This window comes from Candidatus Omnitrophota bacterium (assembly GCA_023819145.1).
GTDB lineage: Bacteria > Omnitrophota > Gorgyraeia > DTHP01 > DTHP01 > JBFWKV01.
In genome coordinates, this window is record JAMWCW010000013.1 from 19003 (window position 1) to 39372 (window position 20370).

Here is a 20370-nt window from a genome sequence, read left to right on the forward strand (position 1 = left end):
TTTTTATGGATAACACATTTCCCGAGGCGATATCTAAAATTTTTAGCTATTTTAGACCTTCGGTAATCAAAGACAAATATTTTTACCTTAAAGGGATAAAGAGTAAACAGTTTGCCTTCTCTGGTCCGTTATCGGTTCAAATAGATTTAACTGATGAGTGTAATAGCCATTGTCTTGCCTGCTGGTGCAATTCTCCTTTACTGGGAGAAAACAATAAAAATAAGGATTCCCTTGCCTTTCCTTTAGTAATTAATCTTCTTGAAGAATTGGAATACTTAAGGACAAGAGAAATTGTTCTCTCTGGTGGAGGGGAGCCTTTTTTACATCCGCATATTCTTGAGATAATAAAAAGAATTAAGCAAAAAAAATTTATCTGTCACATCAATACAAATTTTACTTTATTAAATAAAAAAATCATAGATGAACTTATCAAATTGAGATTGGATTATCTTACCATTAGTCTCTGGGCAGGTTCAGTTAAGACCTATAGAATGGTTCATCCTCATAGAACTGATGAAGATTTTTGTAGAATAAAAGAAAATTTAATTCTTCTAAATTCTTTAAAAAGAAAATTACCCAAAGTGAAGGTTTACAATGTGATTTTTAATTTAAATTACTTTGAAATGGAAGAGATGCTTGAATTTGCAGAAGATGTAAGGGCAGATTATATTGAATATACGATTTTAGATGTAATTCCTGATAAAACCGCTGTTTTATTGCCCAATAGGGAAGAATTTAATAGAATAAAAGAGATTTCTCAGAGAATTCTACAGAGAAAAAATAAAATAAAAATCTTAAATTTTGAACATTTTTTAAGAAGAATTTCTCAAGAGGAAGCGATAAAAGGAGAATATGAAAAAAATTTTATTGAGAACATTCCCTGTTACAGTGGCTGGTTATTTTCGCGAATTTTAGCCAATGGTGAGGTTACCCCCTGTCTTAAGGCGCATCGTTTTCCTGTAGGGAATTTGTATAAAAATAGTTTTAGGGAAATCTGGAATGGAGAGTTAATGCAGGAATTTAGAAGAAAAACTATTGATGGAAATAAAAACGATGGTCTTTTTTATCTTATAGGAAATGGAGACGGAAAGGAGATAGGTTGTTTGCGTATCTGTGATGATTTGATGCGCAATTTCTATTTTTATAATAAAATTAACTCTTTAACTTATTTAGAGGGGATAATCTATAGGCTAATTCCATGAGATTATATCGGGGTATTGTTATATTTTGCTTATTTTTAATGGGTATTTTTGTAGAGATTTATCTTTTATTTCTTAAAAAATTGCGGGGCTGGATAATTTTCCCGGGAAGATGAGAATTTTAATGCTTCATCCCCATGACATATTTTCTCCTTTAGAGCCTTGGACGATAAGGATTGTTAGTTTTGCTAAGGAGTTTACTAAGTTAGGCTATAAAGTAAAATTGGTTTATTTTCCTCTTGAGTTTAGTACTCAGACTAAACCCCAATATCTCAATCCCTCTTTAGAAGTAATCCCTTTGAGAAGAGAATTAGGTTTGATTAATTTTATTAAAAACATAATTATCGTAAATAAATTGGCAAAATGGGCAGAGATAATCCATTTTCAAAAATGTTTTTATTGGGCGTCTATTCCTGCTTTGCTTGCTTCTTTTTTGAATAATAAACCTATCCATTACGACTGGGATGACTGGGAGACAGAAATATTTTATGAATGTCCTGATTCTCACTTTTTAAGGAATCTTGTAGGAAGATTTATGCGCCTTACAGAAAATTTAATTCCTCACTTGGTAGATACAATTTCTGTATCCAGTCAAGCCCTTTACGATTTATGTGTTAAATTGTGTATTCCTGAAGAAAAAATTTATATTGTTTCTGTGGGTGCAGATTTGGAGAAGTTTAATCCTAATGTTTCAGGAGAGGAGATTAAAAAAAGATTTAATCTCAGAGGAAAGGTTGTCCTTTATCTTGGTCAACTCCACAGTGGGCAATATGCGGAGCAATTTATTTATACAGCAAATGAAATTTTAAAGGAAAAAAAAGATGAAGAAATTAATTTTCTTATTGTCGGAGGAGGGTTTAAACTAAATCATTTAAAGGAGCTTACAAAAAAACTTAATCTGGATAGCAGAGTTATCTTTACTGGACCCGTTACCCATAATGAGGTTCCTAAGTTTATTGCAGCCAGTGATATTTGCATAGCCTGTTTTGAAGATAACAGAATTACACGCTGTAAGAGCCCTTTAAAGATTACAGAATACCTTGCCTCGGGTAAGGCAATTGTTGCTTCGGATGTGGGCGAGGTGAGAAAAATGTTAAATGGGGCAGGGATTTTGATTAAGCCTGAGGATATCCGGGCTTTAAAAAGAGGAATTAATGTGCTCTTAAAGGATAGATATTTAAAAGAGGATTTAGAAAAAAAATCCCGAGAAAGAGCAGAAAGATATACCTGGCGTATCTCGGCAGAAAAAATTCTTAATGCTTATTTAAAAAACCTTTCTAATAAAAGTTAATTTATGGCTAAAAATTTGACACTTATTTTTCCAGTAAGGAATGAGAAAGAGAATCTAAAGATTTTACTTCCCCGAGTAGAAAAATTATTGGATTCACGGACAGAAATAATTATCGTAGACGATGGTTCAAACGATGGCTTAGAAGAAATTAAAGACATTTTTTCGTTTTTAAATCTTAAAATTGTTAAAAATAGAAAAAGAGGATTAGCCTCAGCCATTGATACGGGAATTAAAAATGCAACTACTGAAATTATTTGCTGGATGGATGCAGATTTATCTATGCCTGTAGAACTTATCCCCGAAATGGTTAAATTTATTTCTGAATACGCTATAGTGGTTGGTTCGCGTTATATATGTTCAGGAAAAGATAAGAGAAATAATAGAATACGCGTTTTAACTTCAAAATTATTTAATTTAATGAGTAAAAAAATATTGAATACAGAAACTTGTGACCTCACTTCGGGGTTTATAGCTATAAGAAAAGAGGTATTGAAAGAATTAAAAATAGAAGGCAAACTTGGAGAATATTTTTTAAATCTAATTTTTCAAGCAGAAAAAAAGGGATTTAGAATTAAAGAGATTCCCTATATATTTCAAGAGAGAAGAAAAGGGAAAAGTAAAATCGCCCCCACTCCTTTTGTATTTTTAAGAAACTCTCTGTTTTACCTCAGGATGTTACTCCGGCTTAAATTTTGTAATTTATTTTCCGGTAAAGATAATAAAGTCTTGGATAAGGAGACTTAAAGATATTTCGGGGTAAAGTGATTTTCTGAATAAGTTCAAAATTATTTTTATACTTTTCTATATCGTGGGCAAGTTTAAAAAATAACTTTTTTGCCTGCGGAAAAGAAATTTTTTCGTTTTTTTCTCTTAAAAAGAAAGCATAAAAGAAACTTAACTGATGTCTGAATTTTGAATTTATCAATTGCTCATAAGATAGAAGAGCATCACTATATTTTTCAATTGGCTCCGGGATAAGTAGATAATCACAATCTTCTACCTGAGAATATATTTTAAATTTTCCTTCTCTATTCTTTTCTAAATCAAATCTAAGAAGTAAATTTCTACAAGTTATATTTTTGAAATTTTTTTTGATAATCTCAAATTTTAAGAAGTTATTAAATTCAGTAGGAATATCTAAACCGATATTTATTCTTTTTTCTTTACTTTCTTGAGCAAGCAAAGCAACAATTTCTTCTACAGGAGAATATGCAAACCTATTGGGATGAAGCATTCCTGTGCGATGAATCCTGTAAGCAAAATCAAGGGTAGTAAAATTATCTTTGGGTTCCTTATAACTTATAAGAAGAAACTGGAATATGCAGAAAATAAAAAGAACAGCAATCAGAGATTGTTTTATTTTCTGTAATCCATTTTTATCTATGTTTATATATTCCAAAAAATGGTTCAAAACATAGGCAATAACTAAGCCAGTAGCAGGTAGAACTGGTAGAGTATGCCGGGGAAAATCTTCAAAGGTAAAAAATAAATAAAATAAAATTGGAAAAGATAGCCAGCCAAAAATAATTGCCCGATAATGAGGTTTTAAGAAATAAAGAATCAGGCAAAAATAAAAAATTAAAGTAAATATGGGATAAAGCTGAAACTGTATAGGATTTAAAATTGTAAAGGTATACAAGTTGAAAAGGTTAAGGCCTCTGCCTCCCTTCAATAAATATAATTGTCCGAAATAATTAGTTAGATACCAGGGAAGAGTAATAATCAGGGGCAGAAAGATAAGAAAAATAATTTGCATAAGAGTAATTTTTTTAAATCTATAAACGGTCTGAAATAAATAAATAAGAAATGGCCCCACAAAATAGATTAGAAAAGTCTGTTTATGTAAAAGGCCAATGGCTATACTTAAACCTAAGAGGAAAGTCCATTTTTTGTTTTGAAAATATTCTGACTTAAGCATAAAAAATATAGAGAGAGTAACTAAGGCAGTAATAGGAAAATCTAACATATATACCCTTGAGAAACCAAAAATTCCAGGATAGAAACTGACCAGGAAACTGGCTACTAAGCCGGTTATTTCGTTGTCCAAGATTTTACCTATTCCATAAAGGGAAAAAATTAAAATAAAGAGATAAAAGAGATTGGATAAAATGGCTACTTGGGGAGAAGGTCTTAAAAGAAGAAAAAAGGGTAAGGTGATAAAATTCCTTAAAAAGGGATAGATTTGTTTAGGAGGGAAAATTAGTTCAAACCTTTCTTTAAAGGATAATTTTGGTAGAGTAAAAGCTTGATGGGCCATTAGAGAATATTGATAATATCCCAATTCGTCATAAATAAAAGGAGTATTGTCTTGAGAGACAATTGTAAAATTGTTTAGAGTATGGAAAAGAAAAATTAAAAGTAAAAAAAATTTAATTTTATTTTTTTGCCAGAAAAAGAATATGAAAGTCATTGTCTTTTATTTTTCTGAATTCAAAAGAAGGATAAATATTTATTAGTTTTAAATTTACTAAGCTGAGATACCTTTCCAATTCATAAGGAAAGTAAATTCTTAAAATATGCGTTTCTCTGTAGTTTTTAAGAAGAATATCTTTTTTGAATAACTTTAGATTATAATCAATTCTACAAATTTGTTTTAATTTATCAATTTTTATTTTTCCTTCACGGATTAGTTTGCTATTATTAAATTTTATCTCTTTGAAACTTTTGGGAGAAAGATAATCCATTACTTTAGATGCATTCCAGACTTCAAAAATAAAAATACCATTTTTCTTTAGGCTTTGATAGACATTTTTAAATAACCGCTTTAGTGATTTTATTTCCGTAATATAATTTACTACCGCAAACATAGAGATTACTACAGCAAATTTTTTTCTCGGTTTATAGTTCACAATATCTTTTACTAAAAATTTCCCCTTTAAATCTGCTTTGTTTAATTTTTCTTTGGCAATTTTAACCATATCTTCTGAAATATCCACTCCGGTAACCTGATATCCTCTTTTTATTAATCGCAGAGAATGATTTCCCGTTCCACAACCAAGGTCTAAGATGCTTTCAGGTTTTTTCTTTAAATAATTCTTAAATAACCTTTCCAGAAAATCGGTCTCTTTTTTATAATCCTTATCCTGATAGATTAAATCATAGAAATTGGCGTATTCAGAGTTAAAGCATTTACTTTGCATCTTAGTTTCTATAAGCGGTTAGATAGATTCTTAAAAATTGCAAAAATTCTCTGATTTTTATTTTATAAGGTAATCCCTTCATTAGATAATAACCATCCCAGAGATTTCCCAGAAACCGAAAGAGACCATTATTTTTAAAAGAGAAGAATTTCTGCAGGAGAAATAAAAAATTACTATTCCGGGAAAGAAAGCTAAAGAAACAGCGTAAGTTTTCTATTTTATTTAATTCTTTTTTGTCTTTAAATTTTAAAATTGAATAATGATGATAATTTACCGGGAGTTTTTCATATTCACCCTCAAAATAATCATTCTTGATTGCATATTCAGTCAACTTTAATCCGGGATAGGGCGTAAAAAAAGAAGCAATAGCAATGTCTGGTTTGATTAGAGAATTTAATTTTAAAGTTTCCAGAGATAATTTATAGGTTTCCCCAGGTAATCCCAGCATATTTTCGGTAAGGATTTTTATTCCAAATTTATTTAAAATTTTTACATTTTTAATAATTGTTTCATTAGAAATATTTTTGTTTAAGATATTTTTTCTTATCTCTTCGTTTCCGGTTTCAATCCCTACATGCACAAGATAACAATTTGCCTCTTTTAAAAGAGAAACTATTTCTTCACTACAATTATCAAGACGGATGTTACAGGAAAAAGGAATGCCGATATGTTTACGATAGAGAGGAGAAAACTTCTTTAGCCAATTTAGGTCTAAAGTAAAAACATCATCCACAAAATAGATGGATTTTATTTCTCTTAAGCTTCTTGCATATTCAATTTCCGCACAGATATTCTCGGGACTCCTTGAACGATAGATAAAACTGTAGTTTTTATAAAGTTCATTATAGGCATGATTAAAACAATAACTACATTGATAGGGACATCCCCGGTGAGCAATTATTTCCTGACGCTTCCAGAGCTTTAAATGGGGGAATTTTTTAAGGAATAATTCAGTATCCGGAAAGGGTAAAATGTCTAAATCCCTAATTAGCGGTCCGACAAAATTTTTAAATATTTTACCATCTTTCCTAATCCAGAAATTGGGTATTTTTTCTGGTAGTTCTTTATTTTTTTCCACCAATTGGACAAAGTTTAATAAAGCATTTTCTCCTTCCCCAATACATATGGCATCTATACCTGAATACCCAATTATTTGCGGAAAAAAAGTAGGATGCGGTCCACCTAAAACAGAGTAGAATTTCATTCTTTCTTTTAATTCCTGATTGAATTGAATAAAATTATGTTGACTTCCTGTGAATACTGTATAGCCAATTATTGCCGGACGAAATTTCAAAAGCTGATTAAGATGATGGTTTCCCATTTCAAATACCTCTACTGCGTATTCCCTTTTCTTTAATAGAGAAACTAAATAGGCAATGCCCAGAGGGATAGAAAAGCGCATTTTGTCTATAATAAAGGCAATTTTCATTGAAAATCATTTTATTATAGAATATTATATAAATCAATATAAACGATGAAAATTATTTTTATTACCCGTGAAGGTTATGATTTAGCGGGAGCAAGGATCCGTTGTTACAATTTTGCTAAGGAATTGAGAAAGTATGGCTTAAATACCGAAGTTCTATCTTTTGCAGATACCTTGGGAGCAAAATCGGGAAAAGAAGAATATAAATTAAGATCGATTGATAAAATAAGATATAATATTAAAGCCATACAAAAATTAAAGAAAGAAAAAGATACTATATTTTTTTTAAACCGTTTTCATTATCATTCCTTTGCTCCCTGGCTACTACATCTAATAAAGAGAAACAAAATAATTTTTGATTTGGATGACTGGGAGTTTAGAGAGAATCCCAAATATTATTTTGGGATTTTGCCAAGTTCCAAAGCAGAGTTTTTGGCCAGAAAATTGGCAAAAACCGCTTCTGTCTGTATTGGAGCAAGTAGATTTTTGGTAGATTATTTACTTCAGTTTAATAAAAAAGCCTATTATGTCCCTTCAGTGGTAGATACGGATTTATTTAGACCCAAAGGAAATAAAAGAAGCGATGGGAAAATTATTTTTTCCTGGATAGGAACAATGCACAGAAAAACTGATATAGAAAATATCAAATTTGTTATTGAATGTTTTTTAGAATTGAGAAGAAAATATGAAAATATTTTTTTAGAGATCGCTGGAGATGGAATTTATTTTAGCGATTTGAAAGCAATTTTAGAGGAAATAGGAGATAATAATATTTCTTTAAAAGGTTGGATTAATCCGGACAATATGCCGGATTATCTTTCTTCAATTGATATAGGTTTAGTTCCCTTAATTCAAAAGACAAAATTCAATTTTGCTAAAAGTCCGGTTAAGTTATTTGAATATATGGCGATGGCAAAATCTATTGTTTGTAGTGATATTGGTGAGTGTAGCCATATCATCAGAGATGGAGAAAATGGATTCTTAGGAAGAAACAGAGAAGATTTTATAAAAAAAATGGAAATTTTGATAAAAGATAAAAAGTTACGCGAGGATTTAGGGAGAAATTCCCGAATGGAAGTTGAGGGAAAATTTTCACTTGGGGAAATAGGAAAAGATTTATTTAAAATTTTGTCAAAATTATAAGGGAGACAAAAATGAGAAAATTTTTCGTTTTGCTTATCTCTATTTTATTCCTGTATTTCCTTTTTGGTTTCAAGAAAAATGTTCAAAAGCCAAATGTTATTTTAATCACTATAGATTCTCTGCGTCCTGACCATCTTGGCTGTTACGGATATCATAGAAATACCTCACCCAACATTGATAAGTTGGCAAGAGAAGGGGTTATTTTTAAAAATGTTATTGCCCAATCCAATCATACCTCCTCTTCTTTACCTTCCATAATGACCTCTACTTATTTACACACACATCGTGTTTATGATTATGGCTATGATTTAGATAAGAATTTATCCACTTTGGCAGAGATTATGAAGGCAAATGGTTATCAAACCTGGTCCTGGATAGGAAATAGGGATATTCTTACAGGGGCAAACTATTTAGAACATGGATTTGATGTACAAGAGAGTTTCACTGTTAAAGAAAGTAGAAAGATAATCTATGGAGTAATAGAAAAAATAAAAGCAAATTATAAAAAAAGTCCAATTTTTCTCTGGGTCCATTATTTTGATACCCATGCTCCTTATGATGTTCCTGAACCTTATCCCTCCTTTTTTCCTTATTATGATATAGTAAATATTCCTATTTTATCTTCTACCTCTGAACGGCCAGAAGATTATGAAGGGAGAGGAGGAATCCCCGGCTATGTTGCTGAGTTTGGAATTACCAATGTAGATTATTATATTGCTAAATATGACCGAGCGATAAATTATGTAGATGCTCAGATTGGCTTATTGACAGAGACTTTGGAGAAATTAAGATTAGATAATCGTACACTTATTATTATAACTGCTGACCACGGTGAATTTCTTGGAGAGCACAACATTTTCTTTTCCCATGTGATTCCCATGTTTGATGAAGTAATTAAGGTTCCCTTAATTATAAAATACAAAGGGAGGCTTCCAGAGAATAGAGTAATAGAGACCCAGGTAGAAACCATAGATATTATGCCCACAATCTTAGATTTAGTAGGGATAAAAAAACCCCCTTATATTCAAGGGGTTAACCTTTTTTCTTTTTTTAGGAAATTTAAAAAATATGCGCTTAGTGAAAATGGAAAGAAAGGAGTGTTTCACTATTGTATACGAACGAATGGTTGGAAATTACTTTCGCGAGATATTAATCGTGATATATTAAGACTTGTGAGATTTGAGGATATTTTGAATGAGTATAATTTTATGGTGGTGGATAAGAAAGAGTTTAAAAACATAATTAGTTCTCGTAAACGCATAAATGAAGATTTGGCTTTAAACAAAGAAAAGATTTCTCCGCTTCTTAAATGGATTGCGCAAGAGAATATGCCTATACTGTGGTTTCATAATTGTGAAAATTCTCAAGAGTGTTTACAGAATTTTTATGAGAATATATATCTTACTGATCTGGATTATTGTTTATATTTAAACAAATTCAGGACAGAATTTCCTTACTCCTCAAGTGAAATAGAGATACTCTTGGAGGAAGCAGATAAATTATCCTCTGATAAGGTAATTGCATTTTTACTTACAGCTAAGAAAGAGAGAAATATTTCAGATATTGCAGAGAATGGTAACTGGTATAAATTATATCAGGGGTTTTTTGTGGGCCCTAAGTGGTATGCCTTGTTTAATCTTAAGGAAGACCCTAAGGAAAAACAAAATTTATTCTATCTCGAAGAAAAGGTAAGGTTCTTAGAAAAAAAATATATTTCTCTGGTTAAAAAATCGAAAAAATTCAGGTCTATCAAAATAAATTTAGATAAGGAGACAAAAGAGAGATTAAAGGGATTAGGTTATCTGCAATAAAAAAATTTTGGGTTCAATTATTTTGGATGAACTAGAAAGTCAAAGTAATTTGACAAAACAGGACAGTCCTTTATTGTAAAATTACATCAGCGGTGAGTATTATTTTACTAATTATGGGAAGTTTAATTCTTAAGAATTTTATCTTTAAAAATAGAGAGATGAATAAAGAAATAAAATCATATTCAAAAAATAAACTTAAAATTTTAGGTTTTTTTGCCGGTTTTATTGATGCTATTGGTGGAGGGGGATGGGGTCCAATATATACCTCTACCCTTGTGGTTGGAGGAACAGAACCTAACAAAGTAGTGGGTTCGGTTAATTTTGCTAAGTTTTTTGTTGCATTGGTGATGAGCTTTACATTTTTATCTCTTTTAAAGCCTGAAAATTTTCGCTGGGATATCGTCTTAGCGCTTTCCATAGGAGGAATTATTTCAGATCCTTTTGCCGCCTACATCTGTAATAAACTTCCAAAGCGTATTTTGGGGATTTTGGTAAGATTAATGGTAATCATTTTAAGCATATGGAGACTCTTAAGATGTCAGATTTAGATGAACTGGAGAACCAGAGTATTTTTATAATTCGTGAAGCATACTGGCGGTATCGGGCTAAGTTAGCGGTTTTATGGAGCTGTGGTAAAGATTCTACTACTATGCTTTATTTAATCAGAAAAGCTTTTTTAGGAGATATTCCTCTTTCGGTAATTCATATTGATACCAGTTTTAAATTTAAAGAAATTTACAAATTTAGAGATAATTTAGTAAAGAAATGGCATCTGAAATTGATTGTGGCAAAAAATGAACTGGCTCTGAAAGAAGGGATGTCTCCAGAAAAAGGAAGATTTGAATGCTGTAATGCCTTAAAGACAGAAGCCCTGAAACAGACCATTAAAAAATATGGCTTTCAGGCTCTATTTCTTGCTATAAGAAGAGACGAACACGCAATTAGAGCCAAAGAGAGATTCTGGTCTCCTCGGGATAAAGATTTTAAATGGGATTATCAAAACCAGCCCTTAGAGATGTGGGCAGAATTTTCTAAGGCAAAGGAAGAAAATGAGATACATTTTCGCATTCATCCTCTGCTTTCTTGGAGGGAAATTGATATCTGGGGATATATAAAAAGAGAAAAAATTCCCATAATAAATTTATATTTTGCGAAAAAAGGTAAAAGATATAGAAGTATTGGTTGTGAACCATGCTGTGAACCAGTGCCTTCAGAGGCTAATACCATTGATAAAATTATTAAAGAGCTTGAAGAGACAAAAATTGCTGAAAGAACAGGACGTGCTCAGGATAAAGAGAAAGCCTATATGATGCAGAAATTGAGGACCTTAGGATATATGTAGGTATTGAAGAAATATGGTTTGATGAACACAGATAAATAGAGTAGTAAATGATAAAGATAGTATTTTTGGGAGAGTTGGATTGTGGTAAATCCACACTCATCGGTAGACTTTTATATGATACGGATTCTATTCCTCAGGAGGTAAAAGAGGAATTTTTGAAAATCTCACAGCAATATGGCAGAGAGTTAGAATTCGCATATCTATTAGACAGTTTTGAGGAAGAAAGAAGAGGAGAATTTACCTTAGATACTACTCAGGTTTTTATAAACTATAAAGATAAAGAATACTTATTAATAGATGTTCCCGGGCATAAGGAACTCATAAAGAATATGCTTACAGGGACTTCCTATGCAAATTATGCGCTTTTAGTTTCTGATGTAGAAAAACCCTTGGAAGAACAGACAAAGAGACATATTTACCTTTTGAAATTTTTAGGAATAAAAAATTTTATTATCGTGATTAACAAAATGGATAAATTAGGATTTAATGAATTGTCTTTTAACAAAGCGGTAAGAGAGATAGGAAGTTTTCTGACAGAAATGGATTTAAATCCATTAGAAATTATCCCCGTTTCTGCTAAAGAAGGAGAAAATGTAGTATCCATCTCTTCTAAGATGGACTGGTATAAAGGAATGACTTTAATTGAGGCAATGGGTAATTTAACTACAGAGATTGATGAAGATAAGGATTTACGCTTTTTAGTTCAGGACATTTATTATCGTGGTAAAGAAGAGATAGTCTTGGGCCGAATTGTTTCTGGAAAACTAAGGGTTAGAGATAAGATAAGAATAGTTCCCGAGGGATGGGAAAGTAGAGTCAGGAAAATAGTTGTTTTTGGAAAAAATAAAAAAGAGGCAAAGGCTAAGGAAAGCATTGGACTGATTTTAGATAAAAAAGGATTAAAAAGGGGAAATATTATTTATAAAAAGATACCGCCCAATATTGCTTCTGAATTTAGGGTAAAGATTTTTTGTTTACTTCCTTTTAGAGAAAATGATGAATTTAGAATTAAAATTAATGTTCAAGAAAGCAACTGTTATATAATAAAAATAAATGAGGTTATAGAAACAGATTCCTTTAAAAAGAGATTTTCTACTGCAGTCAGGGCTACAGATGTTGCCGAGATTTTTTTAAAAACCGATAAGCCTTTGGTAATAGAAAATTTTTATAAGACAGAAGAATTGGGGAGATTTATTCTCTATAAAAATGGAGAAATTTTTACAGTGGGAATAATCCCTGAATAAGTAGCAATTTATAAATATGTTTCTCTATATTGATCCAGGGTCAGGATTTCCTTTTCTTACCGGTGCATCGTTTTTTTGGGCAATCCTTTTGGGATTTTTTGGTTTTCTTCTTTTATTCATTAAGCAATTTTTTAGATGGTTTAAAAAATTTTGGTGGATAATTATTTTTTTAATAATTATTTTTTTTCTATTAAAGTTTAAAGGAGAGGAAAGGATGAAGAAAAAAATAATCATTTTGGGGATAGATGCCATGGACCCTAAGATAACTGAGGGGTTAATTAGTGAAGGCAAATTACCCAATTTTTCTAAACTCAAAGATATGGGAAGTTATTCAAGATTAAAAACCACGGTTCCTGCGGAATCTATAGTTTGCTGGACTTCTTTTTCTACAGGGTCAAATCCTGGCGGACATGGAATATTTGATTTCATTATGCGCGACCCCAAGACTTATATTCCTTACCTTTCTTTAAATGAGGTTAAGGAAGAAAGATGGCTTTTATTCAAAAAACTTAAGATAGAAAATCGCAATAAAGGTAAAAATTTTTGGGAAATTCTCTCTGAAAAAAATGTTCCTTGTCAAATTTATTTCTGCCCCAATACTTTTCCCGCAAAGCCACTTAAAGGCACAATGCTTTCGGGGATGGGCGTTCCCGATTTATATGGAGTTATCGGGAGATTTTCTTTTTATACCACAAAGCCTCTTTTAGATGAAGATAAGGAAACAAGGGGTAAGGTTATCCCTGTAGAGGTAAAAAATAATTCTATTAATACCTTTATCTATGGTCCGCGTATGAGGTCAGGAGAAGAAAATAAAATTCCTCTTAAAATAAGATTTTTATCAGAAAATATGATTGAAATCAATTTACAGGGAGGGAAGGTTATACTTAAGGAAAAAGAATGGAGTCAGTGGCAGAGAGTTTACTTTAAAACTGGCTTATTTAGTAAAACCTATGGAATAATTAGATTTTATTTAGGAAGTATAGAGCCAGAATTTGCTTTATATATGAGTCCAATAAATTTTGACCCCTGTAGTTCTATTTTTCCAATCTCTTATCCTAAAAATTATGCCAAAAAATTGGTAAAAAGAATTGGTTTTTATTATACCCAGGGTATGCCACACGATACCTGGGCGCTAACTGAGGATAGATTTGATGAGGAGGCATTTTTAGCACATGTAGATATTATTTTAGGAGAACGAAAAAGAATCCTAATAGAGGAGCTTAAGAGATTTAAAAAAGGTGTATTTTTCTTTTATTTTGATACCCTGGATGCAATTCAACATATGTTCTGGAGATATATTGATAAAAAACATCCGCTTTATGAAGAAAATTCTAAATACAAGGAGGTGATTTTTTATTATTATAAAAAAATAGATGAGATTTTAGGTGAGGTTATGGAGATGATGGGAGAGGAAACAAATTTGATTATTTTTTCTGACCATGGATTTGGGCCTTTTCGCAAAACGGTTAATCTGAATCGCTGGCTTTTGGAAGAAGGTTATTTGGTTTTAAAAGAAGGTTTTTCTGAAGGGAAAGAATTTTTTGAGAATGTGGATTGGACAAGAACACGTGCCTATGCTTTGGGATTTGGTGGAATATATTTGAATAAAACAGGAAGAGAAAAAATGGGGATAGTAAAAAAAGAAGAGGAATGGGTATTAAAGAAAGAGATTTCTAAAAAACTGGGAAATTGGCATGACCCAAAGACTGGAGAGAGGGTAATAAGTAAAGTTTATCTAAATGAAGAAATTTTTTCTGGGCTATACGCTCATGAAGGGCCTGATTTGTTTGTAGGAACCAATTCTGGATACCGTGTCTCTTGGAAGACCGCTTTGGGTATAGTTCCTCAGGATTTAATTGAAGATAATTTTAAGAAATGGAGTGGTGACCATTTAATTGACCCGGAGTTAGTTCCAGGAGTGATTTTTATCAATAAGAAGGTTGAACTAAACCAACCTCATATTACCGACATAATTTCTAATTTGATAAATAATTTTGACAAAATAGGACAGTCCTTAATTGTAAAATTATGAAGTTTAAAATTATTGTACTATTTCTTCTTTTACTTTTTGGAAATACTCCTCGGATTCGGCCTTCACAGCCTAAGAGACTAAATGTGATTCTCATTACCGTAGACTCCCTAAGACCAGACCACTTGGGTTGCTATGGGTATAAAAGAAATACCTCACCCAATATTGATAGATTAGCAAATGAAGGAGTGGTATTTACTCAGGCTATTGCTCAAGGACCTGCCACCATTCCCTCATTACCTTCCTTATTTTATTCCAATTATTTTAGAAGCGGAGACTGGGGTAAAGATTTGGCTGATGTAAAAGAAGTTGATATTTCTTTCTCTAATCTGGCAGAAATCTTGAGAACTAATGGATATTTTACTGTTTTTATCTGTGCTCATTCAGTTATACCGGAGATAAAGGCTTTTCAGAAGGGATGGGATAATTTAATAAAATTTAAAAATAGGAAACCCAATGCTAAAATAGTTACTCAAAAAGCTATAGAGTTTATAAAGAGATCCGGTAACCAACCGTTCTTTGTCTGGATTCATTATATGGATGCCCATGCTCCTTATATAGTGCCTTATAAATATAAAAAATTATTTATTGGAGACAAATTTTATTTACCTCCTAAGAGGGTTAGCATAGTAAATAACAAAGAAGGAAGGGGTGGTATTTATAAGCCTTTGGTTTATAAAGGAATCACGGATCTAAGCTATTATATTGCTCAATACGACGCTGCTATAAAGTATATTGATGACCAGATATGGTTAATTATTAAAGAATTGTTCAGATTCGGCTTAGAAAATAATACATTAATAATCATAACCGCAGACCATGGAGAAGCCTTTGGAGAACATGGTTTCTTTTTAGTTCATAGTTATGCCTTATTTGATGAATTCATAAAGGTTCCTCTAATTATAAAGATACCTTCCGTAACCCTTGGAGGGAAAATAATTGACAAGCAGGTTCAACTTGTGGATATAGTTCCTACTATTTTAGATATTTTGAAAATCGATAATAATTATAAAATGGAAGGGATTAGTCTTTTACCGTTGATTTTTACAGGAGAAGGATATAATAGAGAATATGCTTTTAGTACAGCGGGAATAATGAGTTGTATAAGAACTTCGGGGTGGAAATTGATACTTTATGAAGACACGCAAAGAGGGAATAGTTATTTTTTGTTTAACTTGAAAAAGGATAAGGATGAGTTAGTAAATTTAATGGGTTTTAGAAATAACCAATTTGAATTTCTAAGACAAATATTGGATAATTGTTTGAAGAGAGTTAGTTTTGATTTTATTGTAGGCAATTCATTGGATAGAGGAGTAAAGGAAAGATTAAAAAGTTTAGGGTATGTTCAATAAAGTATAATTTTACAAAACAGGACTGTCCTTAATTGTAAAATTAGATGGATAATTTGAATTTGATAGAGGAAGGAAAGATTAAACGGTATTTCAATTTGAAATATAGAATTATTTATCCTGAGGCAATTTATCATATAACCCAACGTGCTCCAGGGATGGAGCAGATATTTTTGGAGCGTGCTGACTATTTATATATGCTCCATCTGCTTAAGGAAAAATCAAGGGAATTTAAGTTAGATGTCTATGCTTATGCTTTCCTTCCCAACCATATACATCTTTTATTAAAGATTACTGAACCCAATTTAAGTAAGGCTCTTAAGAATATTTTTGAAACCTATGCCATATATTTTAATAAAAAATATCAGAGAAAAGGGCATGTTTTTTGTGGCAGATTTAGAGCTTCATTATGTTTAGACGAAGCTTATTTTCTTGTTGCCTCACTTTACATCCATCTCAATCCTTATAAAGCTGGTTTAGCCCAAGAACCTGATAAATATCCTTGGTCCTCTTGTTCGTTATATACACAGCTTGGATCAAAGAAATCATTTATAAAGACAGAGATTATACTTAATTTATTGAACGAAGAGGAAAATGAAGCAAAAAAGAGATATTTTGAGTTAATTTTAGAGGGAATGGGTTTAGAGATGGAGAATATTTTTGAAAATCCCAAGGTTGTAATCTCTTTGAGAAATAGACTATCTAAGAAAATTAAAGATTTGGCTAGATTAATTATGAAAAACGATTTATTTGTTGATGAAGATTTAAAAGAAGAAATCCAAAAATTTCAGAAAAAGAAAAAGATAAAAACACCTGAAGAATTGAACGCAAGAAAGTATCTGATTAAGCAACTTTTTAATAGAGGGTTTAGCATTTCCGAGATTGCTGAGAAATTGGGTAAGACAAGGCAGAGTATTTATTACAATTTGACAAAATAGGACAGTCCTTAATTGTAAAATTATGAAGATAGTTTTGGCAAATTCTATTGGAAAAGATAAAAATGGTTTTTATATAATACACTCTCCTTCACGCTGGTCAGAAGGGGTTAAGTCTTTGTATAACTGGTTTGCCTATTACCCCTGGGAATTGGCTTATACCTCTTCACTTCTAAAGAGAGAAACAAATCATAAAGTTAAATTAGTTGACGGTTGCCTGGAGAGATTTGATTTAGAAAACTATTATAGAAAGATATTACAGGAAAAGCCAAATTGGTTAATTATGGAATCCGCTACAAGGATGATTGAAGAAAATTTAGAATTGGCTATAAAGATTAAAAAAAAATTAGGGACAAAGATTGTTTTTGTTGGTCAGCATGCTTCAGCATTTCCAGAAGAATTAATCAATAAAGGAGTAGATTATGTTTGTATTGGCGAATACGAATTAACGGTTTTAGAACTATTACAAGGTAAAGACCCTAAAAATATTTTAGGGCTTTACCAAAATCCCAGAAGACCCCTCTTAGATATAAATTATTTACCTTTTCCTGAAGATGAAGATGTTAGGCGTATTGATTACGGTATCCCTGGAGAGCCATCTTCAGAATATATAGAGATTCAGATGTATGCTTCTCGTGGATGCCCCAGGTCTTGCAATTTTTGTGTAGCAAGGAATATTTATTATGCTCAAGCTAACTGGCGTCCCAGAAAAATTGAGAATATAATTTCTGAAATAAAATATTTAAAAAATAGATATCATCAAATGGAGGGAATATTTTTTGATGAAGAGGTGCATAATGTAAATAGAGATTTTGTATTGAATTTATGCCAGGCAATAAAAGAGAATGGTTTAAATAAACTTCATTATGAGGCGATGTGCGATATCTGGTTTATGGATGAAGAGGTGCTTGAGGCAATGCGTGAAGCGGGATATTATAAGATTAGATTTGGCATTGAAACTGCAAGCGAAGCAGTTGCTAATGGAATTAATAAACAATTAGACTTGAAAAAGTTATTCCTTTTGCTTAACCGAGCAAAGGAAATAGGTTTTAAAAACTACGGAACATTTATGTTTGGTGCATGGAATTCTACAAAAGAGAACGATTTAGAGACTATAGACCTAATGAAGAGATTAATTATTAATGGTCTTCTTGATAATACCCAGATTTCTATCTGCACACCCCAACCTGGGACAAAATTCTATAGATTGGTAAAGGAAAAAGGTTATTTGGTAGAAAATGATTATTCTAAATTTGATGGAGGAAATTTCAGTGTAGTAAGTTATCCAAAATATAAAAAGGAAGAAATTGAAGAAATAAAAAATTTAGCCTTGAAAATAAGAGACCATTTATATTTTGTCTATCGCTTTAAAACTTGCTTATGGCTTAATTGGCTAATTTATATATGGAAAAAATACGGATTTTGGAAAACAACTAAAAAAATCTTTATCCGTTTTTTGAAGGAACTTAACTTTTTATGGCAAAAATTTCAATAATCATTGTGACTTGTAATGCGATAAAAATAATTAAAGATTGCCTTGATTCAGTCTTTCTACAGGATTTTAAGGATTTTGAGGTGATTGTAGTGGACAATAACTCTTTAGATAGGACAAAAGAATTTATAAAAGATAATTTTCCTCAGGTAAAATTGATTGAAAATAAAAAAAATTTAGGATTTTGTCGGGCAAATAATCAGGGGATTGAAATTGCAAGAGGGGAATTTATTCTTACACTAAATAGTGATGTGGTTTTAGAAAATAATTTTCTAACTGAGTTAATAAAGGCAGCAGAAGAGACCTCTCGAAATATCGGGATGTTCAGTCCAAAGATTCTTAAAATGGATAGAAAAACTATTGATTCTATGGGAATAATTTTGACCCGCATAAGAAGATTTTATAACCGAGGAAAAGATGGGGTTGATTATGGTCAATATGATGATAAGAAAGAGATTTTTGGTCCATCGGCTGCCTGTGCTTTATATAAAAGAGAAATGCTTGATAAAATCAAAAAAAATGTTGAATATTTTGATAACGATTTTTTCTTCTTAGTAGAGGATGTAGATTTAGCCTGGCGGGCAAATCTAAAAGGTTTTAGGGGATTATTTGTCCCTAATGCTATATGCTATCATTTAGGAAATGGTTCCAGAATGAGTAAAAAAAGACGTCAGTATTTATCTTTCCGCAATCGCTATTTGATGATGATAAAAAATGAAAGCTGGAGCCATTTTTTAAAAATTTCGGGCTATTTTTTAATCTATGATATCTCAAGATTTTTCTATTTAATCTTTAGTAATCTACTTATTTTTAAAGCAATTTTTGAAATAATCTATCTTTTGCCAAAGATGCTTAAGAAACGCAGATTTTATTTTGGAGAAAGAAGTTCTATTTTATATAGAAATATTTTTTAAGGAAAGATATAATAGAAGGACAATTCCAAAAACCAACCCATTGTAGCGGTAGATTTTTCGGAGGGAAATATGGTTTATATTTCTGTGGAGGAGAATTATAGTGAAAATAGAAAAGATAAAGTGATAGAATACCAATTAAGAGAGAAAATTTTGCAAAAGAGATAACTCTCAAGACAAAAAGAAGAGATGAAAGTTAAATTCAAACAAATAAAAATTTACGCTGAAAAAATAAAAGAGAAGTTTAGCCCCAAAAAGATTATTCTCTTTGGTTCTTATGCATCGGGTAAAATAACTAAAGATAGCGATGTGGATTTACTCATAATAATAGATACTAAAATAAGATCTATTAATCAGGCGGTCTTGATAAGAAAAGAAATCCCCTCGCCTTTTCCTTTAGATTTAATAGTTAAAACACCCGATGAGGTAAAGGAAAGAATTAAAAAGGGAGATTTCTTCATGAAAACAATCGTGAAAAAGGGAAAACATTTATGAAGGAAATAACCAAAGAATGGATTAAAAAAGCTGAAGAGGATTATAGAGTCGCGATTAGAGAATTTAAAGCCAAACCCCTGGCATGTTATGCAGTATGCTTTCATAGTCAGCAATGTATAGAGAAATATATGAAGGCTATATTACAGGAGAATAATGTATCTTTTGAGAAAATACACGATTTAGAGATTCTTCTTAGTGACTGCAAAAAATTTACTCCTTCTTTAGAAAATTATAGAGAAGAATTAATCTGGCTTACCACATTTGCTGTAGAAGTTCGCTATCCTGGTTTTGAGATTAATAAAATAGATGCAGAGAAAGCTATAAATTTTATGAGAAAAATAAGGAGAATCTTGAGGGGCTACTTTAAAGAAAAATAACCATTAAAAAGAAGATATAAAAGAATGCTTATTCCGAAGACCAAACCTGCATAGCGATAGATTTTTCTGAGAGAAGAGTAATTTATCTCTTTTTTAGTGAGAAGAATGGCTATGTGAAAGGTTAACAAAAATAAAAAGCCAGCAATTATAAAAGAAAATTTACAAAAAGATATAAATGCTAAGATT

At 31.3% G+C, this 20370-nt stretch carries 19 protein-coding genes; 15 read left to right on the plus strand and 4 right to left on the minus strand.

Annotated elements, in window-relative coordinates:
* Nucleotides 1-5 precede the first annotated feature (5 nt).
* The 3 genes from NC818_06525 (at nt 6) to NC818_06535 (ending at nt 3234) form a co-directional block, all read left to right on the plus strand.
* Nucleotides 6-1202, plus strand: a complete 1197-nt coding sequence (locus NC818_06525) for a radical SAM protein (protein ID MCM8784406.1) — start codon at nt 6-8, stop codon at nt 1200-1202.
* Nucleotides 1203-1311: 109 nt separating this feature from the next.
* Nucleotides 1312-2490 (plus strand): glycosyltransferase family 4 protein, encoded by a 1179-nt coding sequence (locus tag NC818_06530; protein MCM8784407.1) that lies wholly within the window; start codon nt 1312-1314, stop codon nt 2488-2490.
* 3 nt (nt 2491-2493) lie between these two features.
* The gene (locus NC818_06535) at nt 2494-3234 is read left to right on the plus strand and encodes a glycosyltransferase (GenBank protein MCM8784408.1); all 741 of its coding nucleotides are present in this window, start codon (nt 2494-2496) and stop codon (nt 3232-3234) included.
* Here the strand turns inward: NC818_06535 and NC818_06540 are convergent.
* From NC818_06540 to NC818_06550, 3 genes are read right to left on the minus strand one after another with little or no spacing between them, the layout of a single operon-like run.
* Entirely contained in the window at nt 3176-4900 is a 1725-nt protein-coding gene (locus tag NC818_06540; GenBank protein MCM8784409.1) for a glycosyltransferase family 39 protein, read from the minus strand. The genes NC818_06535 and NC818_06540 overlap by 59 nt on opposite strands.
* Nucleotides 4866-5630 (minus strand): methyltransferase domain-containing protein, encoded by a 765-nt coding sequence (locus tag NC818_06545; GenBank protein ID MCM8784410.1) that lies wholly within the window; start codon nt 5628-5630, stop codon nt 4866-4868. Before NC818_06545 ends, NC818_06540 begins: the two co-directional genes overlap by 35 nt.
* A 1-nt stretch (nt 5631) precedes the next feature.
* On the minus strand, nt 5632-7059 hold the full coding sequence (locus NC818_06550) for a B12-binding domain-containing radical SAM protein (protein ID MCM8784411.1): 1428 nt from the start codon (nt 7057-7059) through the stop codon (nt 5632-5634).
* A 45-nt stretch (nt 7060-7104) separates the two neighbouring features.
* Between NC818_06550 and NC818_06555 the strand changes: the two genes are divergently transcribed.
* The 12 genes from NC818_06555 to NC818_06610 all read left to right on the plus strand — a co-directional run bounded on the left by NC818_06555 (nt 7105) and on the right by NC818_06610 (nt 20184).
* A complete protein-coding gene (locus tag NC818_06555) occupies nt 7105-8199 on the plus strand; it encodes a glycosyltransferase family 4 protein (protein ID MCM8784412.1) in 1095 nt (364 codons plus the stop codon).
* An 11-nt stretch (nt 8200-8210) separates the two neighbouring features.
* Nucleotides 8211-10010, plus strand: coding sequence for a sulfatase (locus NC818_06560; GenBank protein MCM8784413.1), 1800 nt, complete (start codon nt 8211-8213; stop codon nt 10008-10010).
* Nucleotides 10011-10123: 113 nt separating this feature from the next.
* Nucleotides 10124-10558 (plus strand): sulfite exporter TauE/SafE family protein, encoded by a 435-nt coding sequence (locus tag NC818_06565; GenBank protein ID MCM8784414.1) that lies wholly within the window; start codon nt 10124-10126, stop codon nt 10556-10558.
* The gene (gene cysD, locus NC818_06570) at nt 10546-11352 is read left to right on the plus strand and encodes a sulfate adenylyltransferase subunit CysD (GenBank protein ID MCM8784415.1); all 807 of its coding nucleotides are present in this window, start codon (nt 10546-10548) and stop codon (nt 11350-11352) included. The genes NC818_06565 and cysD overlap by 13 nt, the downstream gene beginning before the upstream one ends.
* Before the next feature lie 47 nt (nt 11353-11399).
* Nucleotides 11400-12596: a GTP-binding protein gene (locus NC818_06575; protein MCM8784416.1), complete on the plus strand. Its 1197-nt coding sequence runs from the start codon at nt 11400-11402 to the stop codon at nt 12594-12596.
* 214 nt (nt 12597-12810) lie between these two features.
* Nucleotides 12811-14628 carry an alkaline phosphatase family protein gene (locus NC818_06580; protein MCM8784417.1) on the plus strand — a complete coding sequence of 606 codons (1818 nt, stop codon included), beginning with the start codon at nt 12811-12813 and terminating at the stop codon, nt 14626-14628.
* Complete coding sequence (locus NC818_06585; GenBank protein MCM8784418.1) at nt 14625-15977, plus strand: sulfatase; 1353 nt, start codon at nt 14625-14627, stop codon at nt 15975-15977. The genes NC818_06580 and NC818_06585 overlap by 4 nt, the downstream gene beginning before the upstream one ends.
* 44 nt (nt 15978-16021) lie before the next feature.
* Nucleotides 16022-16912 carry a transposase gene (locus tag NC818_06590; protein ID MCM8784419.1) on the plus strand — a complete coding sequence of 297 codons (891 nt, stop codon included), beginning with the start codon at nt 16022-16024 and terminating at the stop codon, nt 16910-16912.
* A 22-nt stretch (nt 16913-16934) separates the two neighbouring features.
* On the plus strand, nt 16935-18404 hold the full coding sequence (locus NC818_06595) for a B12-binding domain-containing radical SAM protein (protein MCM8784420.1): 1470 nt from the start codon (nt 16935-16937) through the stop codon (nt 18402-18404).
* Nucleotides 18386-19315, plus strand: a complete 930-nt coding sequence (locus NC818_06600) for a glycosyltransferase family 2 protein (GenBank protein ID MCM8784421.1) — start codon at nt 18386-18388, stop codon at nt 19313-19315. Before NC818_06595 ends, NC818_06600 begins: the two co-directional genes overlap by 19 nt.
* 186 nt (nt 19316-19501) lie before the next feature.
* Nucleotides 19502-19807: a nucleotidyltransferase domain-containing protein gene (locus NC818_06605; protein ID MCM8784422.1), complete on the plus strand. Its 306-nt coding sequence runs from the start codon at nt 19502-19504 to the stop codon at nt 19805-19807.
* Nucleotides 19804-20184, plus strand: coding sequence for a HEPN domain-containing protein (locus NC818_06610; protein MCM8784423.1), 381 nt, complete (start codon nt 19804-19806; stop codon nt 20182-20184). Before NC818_06605 ends, NC818_06610 begins: the two co-directional genes overlap by 4 nt.
* Here NC818_06610 and NC818_06615 read toward each other — a convergent pair.
* Nucleotides 20166-20370 (minus strand): hypothetical protein (locus tag NC818_06615; protein MCM8784424.1); only part of this gene is annotated, 205 nt, incomplete at its 5' end. The genes NC818_06610 and NC818_06615 overlap by 19 nt on opposite strands.

Coding starts and splice junctions, on each gene's coding strand:
- NC818_06525 (MCM8784406.1), top strand. CDS start 6: ATGGATAACACATTTCCCGAGGCGATATCTAAAATTTTTAGCTATTTT.
- NC818_06530 (MCM8784407.1), top strand. CDS start 1,312: ATGAGAATTTTAATGCTTCATCCCCATGACATATTTTCTCCTTTAGAG.
- NC818_06535 (MCM8784408.1), top strand. CDS start 2,494: ATGGCTAAAAATTTGACACTTATTTTTCCAGTAAGGAATGAGAAAGAG.
- NC818_06540 (MCM8784409.1), bottom strand. CDS start 4,900: ATGACTTTCATATTCTTTTTCTGGCAAAAAAATAAAATTAAATTTTTT.
- NC818_06545 (MCM8784410.1), bottom strand. CDS start 5,630: ATGCAAAGTAAATGCTTTAACTCTGAATACGCCAATTTCTATGATTTA.
- NC818_06550 (MCM8784411.1), bottom strand. CDS start 7,059: ATGAAAATTGCCTTTATTATAGACAAAATGCGCTTTTCTATCCCTCTG.
- NC818_06555 (MCM8784412.1), top strand. CDS start 7,105: ATGAAAATTATTTTTATTACCCGTGAAGGTTATGATTTAGCGGGAGCA.
- NC818_06560 (MCM8784413.1), top strand. CDS start 8,211: ATGAGAAAATTTTTCGTTTTGCTTATCTCTATTTTATTCCTGTATTTC.
- NC818_06565 (MCM8784414.1), top strand. CDS start 10,124: ATGGGAAGTTTAATTCTTAAGAATTTTATCTTTAAAAATAGAGAGATG.
- cysD (MCM8784415.1), top strand. CDS start 10,546: ATGTCAGATTTAGATGAACTGGAGAACCAGAGTATTTTTATAATTCGT.
- NC818_06575 (MCM8784416.1), top strand. CDS start 11,400: ATGATAAAGATAGTATTTTTGGGAGAGTTGGATTGTGGTAAATCCACA.
- NC818_06580 (MCM8784417.1), top strand. CDS start 12,811: ATGAAGAAAAAAATAATCATTTTGGGGATAGATGCCATGGACCCTAAG.
- NC818_06585 (MCM8784418.1), top strand. CDS start 14,625: ATGAAGTTTAAAATTATTGTACTATTTCTTCTTTTACTTTTTGGAAAT.
- NC818_06590 (MCM8784419.1), top strand. CDS start 16,022: ATGGATAATTTGAATTTGATAGAGGAAGGAAAGATTAAACGGTATTTC.
- NC818_06595 (MCM8784420.1), top strand. CDS start 16,935: ATGAAGATAGTTTTGGCAAATTCTATTGGAAAAGATAAAAATGGTTTT.
- NC818_06600 (MCM8784421.1), top strand. CDS start 18,386: ATGGCAAAAATTTCAATAATCATTGTGACTTGTAATGCGATAAAAATA.
- NC818_06605 (MCM8784422.1), top strand. CDS start 19,502: ATGAAAGTTAAATTCAAACAAATAAAAATTTACGCTGAAAAAATAAAA.
- NC818_06610 (MCM8784423.1), top strand. CDS start 19,804: ATGAAGGAAATAACCAAAGAATGGATTAAAAAAGCTGAAGAGGATTAT.